This window comes from Vibrio agarilyticus (assembly GCF_012641465.1).
GTDB classification, from domain to species: Bacteria; Pseudomonadota; Gammaproteobacteria; order Enterobacterales; family Vibrionaceae; genus Vibrio; species Vibrio agarilyticus.
Genome location: NZ_JABAIK010000004.1, coordinates 37930 through 51082, shown reverse-complemented (window position 1 = coordinate 51082; position 13153 = coordinate 37930). Strand labels below are relative to the sequence as shown.

Genomic DNA, 13153 nt, shown 5'->3' with positions numbered 1-13153 from the left:
GTTGTTTGGGTATATACCTCATATCTCACGTTATTGAGACATTTTTTAACGAGTCATTTTTAAATAGAAATCCGCCGTTAAGTTAATGAAATCTTGGCTGTATTGGCCATCTCTATGAATGATAAGTTCGTCAGTGTTACTAGCGCATTCGGTTAAGGTTAAGCTCAGCAGAACGCGGCTCACAGGTTTGGATTTGGTTGCTCGAACATTGCATCGACGCTCCAAATACCAGCCACTTTCGCAGGCGTAGCGCAGAAAGGCCTCGCCTTCGGTAATGGGTAAAATAAAGTTGGCACAGCCTGTCGAGGTGATCATGGAGCGGCAGCGATCGAGTAAGTCTGCGTGCTTTAAGGCAGATGTATGTCGTGCAATGGCGCGTTGACTGAGCTGAGCTTGCTCCCCGTGATTAAAATAAGGCGGATTGCAAATGACAGCATCAAACGGGGTAGCAGCGTCATACTCTAAAAAATCTTGATGGATTAGCGAAAATCTCTGATGCCAAGGGGAAGCTGCAAAATTGCGCTGCGCGGCAGCGATTGCATGTGCGTCAATGTCAATCGCAGTAATGCTTGCGTTGGGAAATCGTTGTGCGGCCATTAAACTGAGAAGCCCAGTTCCGCAGCCGATGTCTAACAAGCGCAAATGATGTTTTGGTTGAAACCAGGCTCCAAGTAGAACGCCATCCGTACTCACCGGCATGCCACTTTGTCCGCCATGAATTGCAAACTGTTTGAATTTAAAGTCTTTAGTAATGGTTTTTCTTGTCATGATAATTGTTCGAGTTTTGCTCACTTGATGGTTTTTATTTCGATGCTTTGAATAATGTATAGAGTTTTTATCTGTTTTGTTAATGTTATGCTTCTCTATTTTTTGGTGATAAAAACCAGTAATTTTTACCAAAATAGTTATTAATGCTGCATTTTTGCTTGTTGGTTGAATTTATATGGTGTTTTTTGCTTAAAGGTTGCGCATGAAGCAGTGTTTCGTCATCATGCTGGCAATAAAACGGGATTGCCAAGCCATGTTGCGAGGCAACACATACACAACATCAATAACTCAATACAAGGATAATCTGTGAAGCAGACGTTAAAACTAACAGATATTATCGCATTAGGCTTCATGCTGTTTGCGTTCTTTCTTGGTGCAGGCAACATCATTTTTCCACCACTTGCGGGTCAATTAGCAGGAGAAAATTTGTTTCCTGCCATGGTTGGTTTTTTACTTACTGCGGTCGGCCTTCCTTTAGTGACCATTATTGCGATTGCAGTTGCGGGCGGGACTTGGGAACATATGGCGCGCGATCTGCCAATTAAAGTCGCGACATTGATTGCGGTATTGATCTTCATCGTTATCGGTCCTGCGTTTGCAGCGCCACGGACTGGACTTGTGGCTTATGAGATGGCGATCAAACCGCTCTTTACCGAAGTAAGCCAGTGGCATTTGACACTATTTTCGATTTTGTTCTTTGTGGCAGCCACCTTCTTTTCTTGGTCTCAAGGTAAGTTAATTGATGTGATCGGTAAAATGCTCACACCAGCGCTGTTTATTGGTTTGATTATTCTTGCGGTGGCGGTGTTTGTTGATCCGCAAGGCAGTGCGATTGGTGCGCAAGGAGAATACCTAACTCAGCCTCTAGCGAAAGGGTTCTTGGAAGGCTATAACACTATGGACACTTTCGGCGCCCTCATGTTTGGTATGCTGATTGTTGAAGCATTGCGTAGCAAGGGCATTACAGACACATCAATGACCACAAAGTATATTGTCCTAGCAGGTTTGATTGCTGCTGCAGGCCTTACCTTTGTTTACGTGTCTTTGTTCTACCTAGGAGCGACCAGCGCTGGCGTTGCTGCGGGTGCCGATAATGGCGGCGTCGTATTGAGCGCGTATGTGCAAGCGTTATTTGGTCCATATGGTCAAGCGGTACTTTCAGTCATTGTATTGTTGGCGTGTTTAACCACGGCAACTGGCATCATCTCAGCGTGTGCAGATTACTTTAGCTCTTTGACAAAAATTACTTATAAGCAGTGGGTTATCATCAACGCAGCGGCGTGTGCATTGGTGGCGAATATTGGCCTTAGCCAATTGATCTCGCTTTCGGTACCTGTGCTATTTGCACTTTATCCAGTGGCGATTGCTATGGTTGCCTTGACCTTTGCTCGTAAGTTTATGGCTAACTCGCGTTTGACTTATCGTGTTGTTATTGCAGTAGCTTTGGTGTTTGCATTGCTGGATGCTGCGAAAGTCGCAGGTATTGATGTGTCTGCTTTTGATGCATTACCACTATTTAGTGTTGGTATGGGCTGGTTATTACCGACGACAGCCACATTGATTGTAATGTGTTTTGTGGGTAAATCGTCGGCGTCGCTGGCAGAAAGTAACGCTTAATGTTATACGAGCAACCTTTATCGTGACCCAAAAGCCCGCTTGCGCGGGCTTTTGTATTATTGTTTGGGTATATATGTAATGGTGATAAGCGAACGGCTAAACCAGCGTCTCTTGGTATTCAATCAGTACTTGTTCACACCAGGTAGCAATGCGAGCATCACTGAGCTCATACTGTGAATCTTCATCAAGCGCGAGACCGACAAACGTCTTTCCATCATTAATTAGCGCCTTTGACGCGTCAAAGTGGTAGCCTTGGTTTGGCCAATACCCAATCACATGCGCTTGGTTCGCCAGAACCACATCGTGCAAAAGTCCCATGGCATCCAAAAACCACTCGCCATAGCCTTCTTGATCGCCCAAGCCAAACAGAGCGACGACTTTTCCTTTGAGCGGTAAATTCGCTAAAGTTGGCCAGATGGCTTGCCAGTCTTCTTGGATCTCCCCAAAATCCCATGTCGAGATGCCAAAGATCAGCAGATCAAAGTCGGCGACTTGCTCAAGAGGAGTGGTTTTTACGTTGTGTAACTCGACCAAATCATTGCCAATAAAAGCGGCAATTTTTTCTGCTGCCATTTCGGTATAGCAGGTGGTTGAGCCATAAAATAAGCCAATTTTCATGATGTTGTTTTACTTACTTCGGTGGAATGATGAAATTCAACCACAAATTGCTGTTATTTGCAGCGACTATTGCGGCTTAACGCAATTTTTATGGCGTTCAATCAAGGGCTGACATACCCTCGAGAGAGAATCAGTGTCAGATAGGAATGGATCATGGAGCCAACGGCGAACCTTAACTCTGAAGATCTTGCTCAGGTTGAGCAGTTTTTAGATGCGATGTGGATGGAGCGCGGATTGGCAGAAAATACACTTGCCTCATATCGAAATGACTTAATTAAGCTATTGGTGTGGATGCATGCGCAAAATTATCGGCTTGATTTTGTCAGTTTTTCAGCCTTGCAAGAGTATCAAACGTACCTGAGCGACCGTGAGTTTAAACAAACCTCAAAAGCGCGCATGCTCTCAGCGATTCGGCGTCTGTTTCAATATTTGCATCGAGAAAAATTGCGCGCCGATGACCCAAGTGCGTTATTGATCAGCCCTAAATTGCCACAGCGGCTGCCAAAAGACATCAGCGAAGAACAAGTCGATGCCTTATTGACGGCGCCGCAAATCGAAGATCCTGTCGAGCTACGCGATAAAGCGATGTTGGAGCTGCTTTATGCCACCGGACTGCGTGTGACTGAGTTGGTGAGCTTAACGATGGAAAATATCAGTTTGCGCCAAGGCGTGGTTCGTGTGGTTGGTAAAGGGGGTAAAGAGCGTTTGGTGCCCATGGGGGAAAACGCGATTGAATGGATTGAGCGTTTTATTCAGCATGGACGACCACTACTGCTTGGTGACGCCAGTTCTGATGTGCTGTTTCCAAGCCGTCGTGCGCGCCAGATGACGCGGCAGACTTTTTGGCACCGAATCAAGTATTATGCACTGATTGCCAATATTGACACGGCGCATTTATCACCCCATGTGTTACGTCATGCATTTGCGACACACTTATTGAACTATGGCGCCGATCTGCGTGTCGTACAGATGCTCTTAGGTCATAGTGACTTATCGACAACGCAAATTTATACTCATGTGGCGACAGAGCGATTAAAACAGATCCACAGCGAGCATCATCCACGCGCAAAATGATCGATGTTGATGCTGGCGTTATAATTTTGAAGCAAGATGAATATCTTGAGTAAAAGGTAAAATCAATGAGCGTATTACGCCGATTAACTGTGCTGACACTTCCGCTGTTTGCCGCCGCATGCGGCGCAGAGCAAACTCTTGAAACCGTTGCGCCGATTGCCCAAGTGCAAGCGGCAACCACAGCGACACAATTTGATGAAGCGGCGCTGAAAACGCGTTTTGCCGAATTGGGTTTGGATGTGGTGTCGATGCGCGCGGCAGACTTACCTGGTCTGGTTGAAATTGAAACACCACGTGGCATTTTGTATTCCACACCGCAAGCGGATTACTTTTTAGCGGGCACTTTGTACCAATTGAGTGCCGATGGCAGTTATAAAGATGTGGTCGCAGCGCGTCAGGCGCCAATCAATGCTCAAAAGCTGACAACGTTGAGCGATCAAATGATTGAGTTTAAAGCGCCGAATGAAAAATATGCGGTGACAGTGTTTACCGATATCACCTGTGGCTACTGCGTTAAACTGCACCAAGAGATCGAGCAATATAATGACGCGGGCATTACGGTGCGTTACTTGGCGTTTCCACGCCAAGGTCCGGCTGGGACAGTTGCAACCGATATGGCGAAAATTTGGTGTGCGGAAAATGCGCAGCAAGCGATGCACGACGGTAAAGTGCGTGGTGAATTTGCCACGGTTGACAGCCAAGCGCTAGCGCAGTGCCAAGCCTCGATTGCAGATCAATACCAGATGGGCCGTGAATTGGGTATTTCAGGCACACCTGCGATCTTTTTACCAGGAGGTGAAATGGTCGGTGGTTATTTGCCTGCGCCTCAATTGCTGCAGCGTTTGCAAGCGCAATAAGGCTTCTATCTACTCACTTGAAGTTGCCGCTTTTCGGTTAGCAAAGTCGCGATTGGCACTCACCAATCTCACACATAGGACTGCTATGCACCGAGATTGGGTTTGCTTGTCGCCGACCTGCAACTTCAAGCATCTTGAGCGTTCAAAATCCGTCTTCCCTTAATTTGAGACCCACATTTGCCCATGATTGAAATTCAACGTCGCCCTGATCCTGATGTGTCACAACTGCCAGAGACGATACCTGCGCTGCTGCGCCGAATCTATTTAAATCGCGGGATCACCGAAATAGGTCAATTGGAGACAACCGCTAAGGGGCTTCATTCTTATCAGAAGCTAGCGGGGATTGAGCGCGCGGTTGAGCTGCTGTTCACCGCGGTGAAAGAACAGCAACGCATTATTGTGGTGGGTGATTTCGATGCGGATGGTGCCACCAGCTCGGCGCTATCGGTATTGGCGCTTCGTATGCTTGGCAGTCGTAACGTGGATTATTTGGTGCCCAATCGCTTTGAAGATGGCTATGGCCTTAGCCCGGAAGTTGTGGATCAAGCGCTTGAGCTTGGCGCTGAAGTGATTATGACGGTCGACAATGGCGTGTCATCGATTGAAGGGGTTCGTTACGCCAAAGTAAATGGTTTGACGGTACTGGTGACAGACCACCACTTGCCCGGCCACCAACTGCCCAACGTCGATGCCATGGTTAACCCCAACTTGCCCGATTGTCCATTTCCTTCAAAAGCGCTTGCTGGGGTCGGTGTGGCGTTTTACTTAATGATGGCGCTATGCGTACACATGCGACGCGCTGGTTGGTTTCAGCAGCAAGGCATGAGCGAGCCAAAATTAATGGAGCTTATTGATCTTGTGGCACTTGGCACAGTGGCGGATGTGGTACCGCTGGATGACAACAATCGTATTTTGGTGCATCAAGGTCTGCAACGCATTCGAGCGGGCAAAGCGCGACCCGGTATTCAAGCCCTAATTGAAATATCAAAGCGTGACGCGCGCCGTTTGGTTGCGAGCGATTTTGGCTTTGCGCTTGGACCAAGAATCAATGCGGCAGGGCGTTTGGATGACATGTCATTTGGTGTGGAGCTTTTGATGTGTAATAACATTCATGCTGCGCGTCGCATGGCAAGTGAACTTGATGGTTTGAATCAAACCCGCAAAGAAATTGAAGAAGGAATGAAGCAAGAGGCAATGGCCTTTTGTGAACGATTGCAGATCGGCGATAAAAATGCTCTGCCTCATGGTTTAGTCTTATTTCAACGAGATTGGCATCAAGGGGTTATCGGCATTTTAGCCTCTCGTGTCAAAGAGCAATATCATCGACCCGTGATTGCTTTTGCTGATGGGGGCGATGGTCTGATTAAAGGCTCGTGTCGCTCTATTCCTGGTTTGCATATGCGTGATGCACTCGATTTTATCGATACGCAAAACCCTGGTTTGATTGTGAAGTTTGGTGGTCATGCTATGGCTGCAGGCTTGACCATCAAAGAAGCTGATTTTGAGCGTTTTAGCCGCGCATTTGATGCCGTGGTTCGTCGAGAGCTTGACGATAGCGCGCTTAAGGGCGTGGTTTTATCCGATGGTGAATTGACACCTGAGGCGTTTTCATTGCATACGGCAGAGCTTATTCGCAGTGCGGGTCCGTGGGGACAGGCGTTTCCCGAGCCCATTTTTGATGGGGAATTTAAATTGCTGCATCAAAAATTGGTGGGAGAAAAACACCTTAAATTGATGTTAGAGCCGCTTTATAAAGGGCATCCCACTCAAATTACCCTTGATGCGATTGCGTTTAATATCGATGTGCGGCGTTGGCCAGATCCCGCGGCGAAAACTGTGCGTTTGGCGTACAAGCTGGATGTTAACGAATTTCGTGGCAATCAATCTCTGCAATTGTTAGTCGATTATATCGAAGCGGTGTAACACGATTTAGGATGACGGGACCTAAAGGCGCGTCGTCCTAAGCCCGTCAAGGGCTGACAAATTTTTCCTGTATCTCTGTCACATTTTTCAGTATCATTCCTCGGTTAAATTCTACTCGAAAAATGAAGTCACGATGTTTGAAATCAATCCTATTAAAAACCGCCTCCAGGACGTGTCTCAGCGCACGAATGTCCTGAGGGGGTATCTTTGACTATGACGCTAAAAAAGAGCGTCTAGAAGAAGTTAACGCAGAATTAGAGCAACCTGATGTGTGGAACGAACCTGAGCGTGCGCAAGCGCTTGGGCGTGAGCGTGCCTCACTTGAGGCGGTTGTTGAAACCATCGATCAGCTTGAACAAGGTGTGGATGACGTTGAAGGTTTGCTTGAATTGGCCGTTGAAGCGGAAGATCAAGAAACGTTTGATGAAATTGAACCTGAACTGGCCGAGCTTGAAGAAAAATTAGCGCAATTAGAGTTCCGTCGCATGTTCTCGGGCGCGCATGACAGTTCCGATTGTTATATCGACCTTCAGGCAGGCTCAGGTGGCACTGAGGCGCAAGATTGGACCAGTATGCTACTGCGCATGTATCTGCGTTGGGCAGAAGCGAAAGGCTTCAAGTCCGAGGTGATTGAGGTTTCAGAAGGTGATGTGGCAGGATTGAAATCGGCAACCGTTCGTATTTCTGGTGAATACGCTTACGGCTGGCTTCGCACTGAGACCGGTGTACACCGTTTGGTTCGTAAATCACCATTCGATTCTGGCGGCCGTCGCCACACGTCATTCGCTTCTGCGTTCGTCTACCCTGAGATTGATGACAATATTCAGATCGACATTAACCCTGCTGATTTGCGTATCGACGTATACCGCGCGTCCGGCGCGGGTGGTCAGCACGTTAACACGACCGAATCGGCCGTTCGTATTACGCACGTTCCAACCAATACCGTGGTTCAGTGCCAAAACGACCGCTCTCAGCATAAGAACAAAGACCAAGCAATGAAGCAGCTTCGCGCAAAATTGTTTGAGTTGGAATTGCAAAAGCAAAATGCAGAGAAGCAAGCTAACGAAGATGCTAAGTCAGACATCGGCTGGGGAAGCCAAATTCGTTCTTACGTACTAGATGACTCGCGTATTAAAGACTTACGTACGGGTGTTGAAAATCGCAACACTCAAGCGGTTCTTGATGGCGATCTGGACAAATTTATTGAAGCTAGCCTGAAATCAGGTCTGTAAGCGTTTCACCGACTAAACAGGATACATCGAAAATGACTGATGGTGTTCAACACGAAACTGTACAAGAAGAAAACAAACTGATTGCCGAACGTCGTGCAAAATTGGATCACATTCGCCAAAACAGTGCGGCGAATGGTCATCCTAACGATTTTCGTCGCGATGCGCTGGCAGGCGATCTGCAAAAAGAGTTCGGTGAAAAGAGCAAAGAAGAGCTAGAAGCGCTGAATCACGTGGTTGCTATTGCTGGCCGCGTTATGGCCAAGCGTGGTCCATTCCTATTGCTGCAAGAAACCTCTGGTCAGATTCAAGCGTACGCAGACAAAGAAGTACAAAAAGTACTGAAAGAGCAGTATCACGGTCTAGACATCGGTGACATCATCGGTGTGAAAGGTGCGCTGCACAAATCAGGTAAAGGCGACCTTTACGTCAACATGGACGAGTTCGAATTGCTCACTAAAGCACTTCGTCCACTACCAGAAAAATTCCACGGTCTAACCGACCAAGAAATGCGTTACCGTCAGCGTTATGTTGATTTGATCGTAAACGAAGAGTCGCGTAACGCGTTCCAAGTTCGCTCTAAATTGGTGTCGGCAATTCGTCGTTTCATGGAGTCAAAACGCTTCATGGAAGTGGAAACTCCAATGATGCAAGTGATCCCAGGTGGCGCATCGGCGCGTCCATTCATCACGCACCACAACGCGTTAGACCAACAAATGTTCCTACGCATTGCCCCTGAGCTTTACCTAAAACGTTTAGTGGTTGGTGGTTTTGAGCGCGTGTTTGAGATCAACCGTAACTTCCGTAACGAAGGTCTATCGCCACGTCATAACCCAGAATTCACCATGATTGAATTCTATATGGCGTATGCCGACTACAAAGATCTGATGGACTTGACTGAAGAGATGCTCAGCACAGTGGCACTTGAAGTGCTCGGCGCAACATCAATGCCTTATGGCGATCAAACGGTTGAGTTTGGTGGTCAATACGCGCGTATGACTATGCTAGAAGCGATTAAACACTACAATCCTGAGCATGCAGCGATCCAAGCGCTAACCGAAGAAGGCGTTCAAGATCGTGAATTGATGGTCTCTATTGCGAACTCGCTAGACATTTACGTCGAGAAATTCTGGACTTGTGGCCAGCTTCTTGAGGAAATTTTTGGTGAAACGGCGGAGCCAAAACTGATTCAGCCTACTTTCATTACTGGCTATCCAGCGGATATTTCTCCGCTAGCACGTCGTAGCGATGACAATCCTTTCTTTACTGACCGTTTTGAGTTCTTCATCGGTGGTCGTGAAGTGGCTAATGGCTTCTCTGAGCTTAACGATGCGGAAGATCAAGACAACCGCTTTAAAGCGCAGGTTGATGCAAAAGACGCCGGTGATGACGAAGCTATGTTCTATGATGCTGACTACATCACAGCGCTTGAGCATGGCCTGCCGCCAACAGCGGGTCAGGGGATTGGTATTGACCGTTTAGCGATGCTGTTTACTAACACGCATACCATTCGCGATGTCATCCTATTCCCAGCGATGCGTCCACAGGCATAAGTCAATCTTTCGTACGACTTTTAGTCTAAATTGGACTGACGTTTTGAACTAAAAAACCACCTTCGGGTGGTTTTTTTGTGCGGATTAACCATAAAGCGCTGCGATGTACTACTGTTTTAATATTAACTTATTGAGTATCGCATTATCGATAAGTCGCAAAACTGAGTGGTGCAGATGTTCTCGTTGCAACTTTTAGACAGAAGGCGGCCGTGGAGCAAAATAAATCCTACCACTCTTATTATTTCATCGTTGCGATGCAATGCCGTGTTCGCGCCGTTGACTCTTGATTGATTCGTTAATTGCCATGTTTCTTATTTTTAGGACAGATGGTCAATCTTGTAACGTTATGGTGGGACACTGTATCGACGTGACACAATCATTGAAAGGGTGTTATATGGCAGGTCAATTTAAAATGGATTCGATTCCTGGTTCACTCGTGGTGGTGGGTGGTACGTACGAGCCTTGGTTATCCGTTTTAGAGCAGGTGGGTTGGAAGTGTCATCAATGTGGAGATTTACGTAAAGCCGACGCGCTGTTGGATGAAATTGGGCCTTGCATCGGTATTGTTGATTTGAGCCACGATGAGTTCAGTTTGAACGGCATTGCGAATTTGGTCAGCTCCCATAAGCACGTACGCTGGATCGCGTTCATTCGCGAGGCGCAGCTCAGTACCGACACCATTTGCCAGTTCATTGTCAATTTCTGTATCGACTTTTTCACAGCCCCCATTCCGGATGCGCAACTCTTGAGCACGATAGGCCACCAACTTGGTATGTTGAAACTCGAGAAAAAAGTGTGGCCCAATTTTGGCAATAGCCAAGATATGGGGCTGATCGGAGAGTCGATACCGATGAAACGTCTGCGCGATCAGATCAAACGAATTGGGCCAACCGATGTCTCTATTCTGATTTATGGCGAAAATGGCACCGGTAAGGAGACTGTGGCGCGCGCGATTCACAAAATATCGTCACGCGCTCACAAACCCTTCTTTTCGGTTAAATGCCGCGCGCTGAGCGAACAACGCTTTCAGGCTGACGTATTTGGCATCGGTCTTGACGAGGGCAGTGGTCCGAGCATTATCGAACAAGCCGATGGTGGAACGGTGCTATTTAATGACATTTTAACCATTTCCAAGAGTCAGCAACTGAACTTACTGCGTTTTTTGCAAGAAGGTACAGTGGAGACGCAAGAGGGCATGAAAAAGGTCAATGTTCGCGTACTGGCAGCAAACTCATCAGACATTGAAAAAGCGCTCATCGACGGTGATTTTAATGAAGAGCTGTACCATTACATCAATGTGCTTCGTATCAGTGTTCCGAGCTTGAAAGAGCGTGCGAGCGACATTACGTTACTGGCGCGCTATTACCTGCAGGAGTTTTCGAAAGAGTACAACTCTCAAGCAAAAAGTTTCTCCGAAGAAGCGCTTAAATCGCTGACGCGTTATTTTTGGCCCGGTAACGTTAGGGAATTGATGAATCAAATTAAACGTGCCGTACTGATGAGCGATAGTGTCATGATTGATGAATCTCAACTTGATCTTCCTCAGCGCGGTGATGGCAAACGTAGTTTGAAAAGCATTCGAGAAAAAAGTGAACGTGATGCTTTATTGTTGGTGTTGGAATCGCACTCGGGTCAAGTGTCTAACGCGGCTAAGGAGCTTGGGATCTCGCGAGCGACTATGTACCGCTTATTAAATAAGCACAACTTGATATCCGATTCTGCGATGTGACGAATATCTTCATCGCTATTGGAAGTGGCAGTGTCCGTTTGCTACTAGCCAACGCCGCTGCAACGGGTATAGCAAATAAACGATGAGCTAAATAAAAGAGCTGTGGAATAAAAACTGCATGAGGCTGTCCGTCTCGGCGGTTTTTTTCATTTTTAGTCGCGAACCCGCGTTCGAATGACGCCATTGAGCCTACGTCAGTTTGCGCGAAATCTTGCAAAGTAATCTAAAATTAAAAATGACAATAAGGAGCGTGGTGATGCAAAAAATTCAGTTAGATCATTGGATCCACAGCGAGCATAGTGAACGTTATCAAATCCCAAAAATCTTCGTCATTGGCTGCGCCGATCTGTCGCAGTACATGCTGGCTGTGGAGTATAAGCATCGAATTGAAACCATCAAACAAGGTGAAGATCCTATTCACTATAACTCCCTTGAACAGGTCAAAGAGGCGTTATATCGACTTGGTATTCACAAAGCCTATTTAAGATTGCATAACGCTTACGATGAATGCGGAAGTGAAAGTGCGTGTGGCTACAGTGATATTGAGCTGGCATTGCCCAAGTTACATTAATCAATCATCGTTATCGTTAGACAATGGCAAGGCGTATTGCTCAGCTAAAATCTGCTCGGTAAATTGGGTTCTAAGATAAAACCCACGCGGTAGCGTTTTGATGGGTTTGCCGTTGGCATTATACGCTTCTGTCAATGCGCGGCTATTGGCGGCTTTGGGCCTTAGGTGAAGGGCTTCGCCATGACGCGCGGTAATTTTGTCAAACTGACCGAACGCAATCATCTCCATCAGCTCTTCCCAGTCTTGACGCAAGACCGCCTCTTGTTCAGGGCTCGGTGTCCAGAGTAACGGCATGCCGACGCGGCGCTCAGCTAGGGGAATTTCACGCTCGCCTTCGACCGGAATCCACAAGACTTTGGATAATTTATTACGCACATGGCTAAGGGCCCAATCCAACCCATGAATACCCGTTAAAGGGGCAACACAAACAAATGTCGTCTCTAAGGGGCGGCCATTATGACCTATCGGAATGCTCTTTAATTCAATGCCAAGTTGGGCAAAGTCTTGCTGTGGTTTACTGCCAGCACTGGCGCCTAGGTGCCATTCGAGTAGCTGACCGACCCAACCTTTATCACGCTTTAGATCCATTGGCACACGGAGGCCAGCCTCGTCGGCGAGCTCTTGAAAGGTGAGGCCCGCAATATCGTATGCGCGCTCTAATAATTCTTGTTCACTTTTAGGTTCAGATTTCATCAATACACTCAGCTGCGATGGAATGGTGGCTGAGAAAAATCAGCGCGAACAACCGTTATTATATCGGTGAAGTGAAAGAGCACAAAATAAAGTTATCCACAATACACGATTAGCTTTCGATTCTTTAGAAAATATACTGTATATTCAAACAGTTTAGTAGAATGAGGCGTGAGCGATCTACTTAGCATAATCGGTTTGGAAAAAGATCATTGAACAATTTGGCATCATATTGATGGATCTTTAACCGAAGCGGTTTCAAGGGGCTCGTCATGATCTACAGTCGAACGCAAGCCAAAAGAAGATCCTTATAAAATCATTTTAATCATTAGCTTACGATTTTAGTTCGGTGCTTTTTACCATTGTTCAAAGACACTTTTTAAGCGCAGAAGCATCCGAGGTGAGGTTTCTTCACATAGTTATTCACAGAAAAGGTGTATAAATGTGGCGTATGTCTCAAAGTTATGTGGGTAACTTCATCAGAAGCAATAAAGTTATCCAAATAGCTGACAAATGAGATAAAT

The 13153-nt window shown here is 46.7% G+C and carries 11 protein-coding genes; 8 read left to right on the top strand and 3 right to left on the bottom strand.

The window, feature by feature from the left end:
• Positions 1 to 45: 45 nt before the first annotated feature.
• On the bottom strand, positions 46 to 771 hold the full coding sequence (locus tag HGP28_RS05020) for a tRNA1(Val) (adenine(37)-N6)-methyltransferase (RefSeq protein WP_439333835.1): 726 nt from the start codon (positions 769 to 771) through the stop codon (positions 46 to 48).
• Between the two features lie 303 nt (positions 772 to 1074).
• Here HGP28_RS05020 and brnQ point away from each other — a divergent pair, with 303 nt between their 5' ends.
• Positions 1075 to 2385 carry a branched-chain amino acid transport system II carrier protein gene (gene brnQ, locus HGP28_RS05015; RefSeq protein ID WP_168835368.1) on the top strand — a complete coding sequence of 437 codons (1311 nt, stop codon included), beginning with the start codon at positions 1075 to 1077 and terminating at the stop codon, positions 2383 to 2385.
• A 96-nt stretch (positions 2386 to 2481) separates the two neighbouring features.
• On the opposite strand, the gene fldB is transcribed toward brnQ, so the two are convergent.
• Complete coding sequence (gene fldB, locus HGP28_RS05010) at positions 2482 to 3003, bottom strand: flavodoxin FldB (RefSeq protein ID WP_168835367.1); 522 nt, start codon at positions 3001 to 3003, stop codon at positions 2482 to 2484.
• Between the two features lie 153 nt (positions 3004 to 3156).
• Here fldB and xerD point away from each other — a divergent pair, with 153 nt between their 5' ends.
• From xerD to HGP28_RS04975, 7 genes are all read left to right on the top strand, one after another.
• The gene (gene xerD / locus HGP28_RS05005) at positions 3157 to 4077 is read left to right on the top strand and encodes a site-specific tyrosine recombinase XerD (protein WP_168835366.1); all 921 of its coding nucleotides are present in this window, start codon (positions 3157 to 3159) and stop codon (positions 4075 to 4077) included.
• A gap of 65 nt (positions 4078 to 4142) precedes the next feature.
• Positions 4143 to 4934 (top strand): thioredoxin fold domain-containing protein, encoded by a 792-nt coding sequence (locus HGP28_RS05000; RefSeq protein ID WP_168835365.1) that lies wholly within the window; start codon positions 4143 to 4145, stop codon positions 4932 to 4934.
• Positions 4935 to 5117: 183 nt separating this feature from the next.
• Positions 5118 to 6857 carry a single-stranded-DNA-specific exonuclease RecJ gene (recJ, locus tag HGP28_RS04995; protein WP_168835364.1) on the top strand — a complete coding sequence of 580 codons (1740 nt, stop codon included), beginning with the start codon at positions 5118 to 5120 and terminating at the stop codon, positions 6855 to 6857.
• Between the two features lie 133 nt (positions 6858 to 6990).
• Positions 6991 to 8089, top strand: a protein-coding gene (prfB, locus tag HGP28_RS04990; RefSeq protein ID WP_168835363.1) for a peptide chain release factor 2 whose coding sequence is annotated in 2 segments (ribosomal slippage) — positions 6991 to 7065 and positions 7067 to 8089 — 1098 coding nt in all. Because the reading frame shifts where the segments join, the coding sequence is not laid out codon by codon here.
• Between the two features lie 32 nt (positions 8090 to 8121).
• Entirely contained in the window at positions 8122 to 9639 is a 1518-nt protein-coding gene (lysS, locus tag HGP28_RS04985; RefSeq protein WP_168835362.1) for a lysine--tRNA ligase, read from the top strand.
• 394 nt (positions 9640 to 10033) lie between these two features.
• Entirely contained in the window at positions 10034 to 11368 is a 1335-nt protein-coding gene (vpsR, locus tag HGP28_RS04980) for a cyclic-di-GMP-binding transcriptional regulator VpsR (RefSeq protein WP_168835361.1), read from the top strand.
• A gap of 256 nt (positions 11369 to 11624) precedes the next feature.
• A complete protein-coding gene (locus HGP28_RS04975; RefSeq protein WP_168835360.1) occupies positions 11625 to 11939 on the top strand; it encodes a DUF6482 family protein in 315 nt (104 codons plus the stop codon).
• Here HGP28_RS04975 and mutH read toward each other — a convergent pair whose 3' ends face one another.
• The gene (mutH, locus tag HGP28_RS04970) at positions 11940 to 12632 is read right to left on the bottom strand and encodes a DNA mismatch repair endonuclease MutH (protein WP_168835359.1); all 693 of its coding nucleotides are present in this window, start codon (positions 12630 to 12632) and stop codon (positions 11940 to 11942) included. It lies immediately after the preceding gene.
• Between the last annotated feature and the right edge of the window lie 521 nt (positions 12633 to 13153).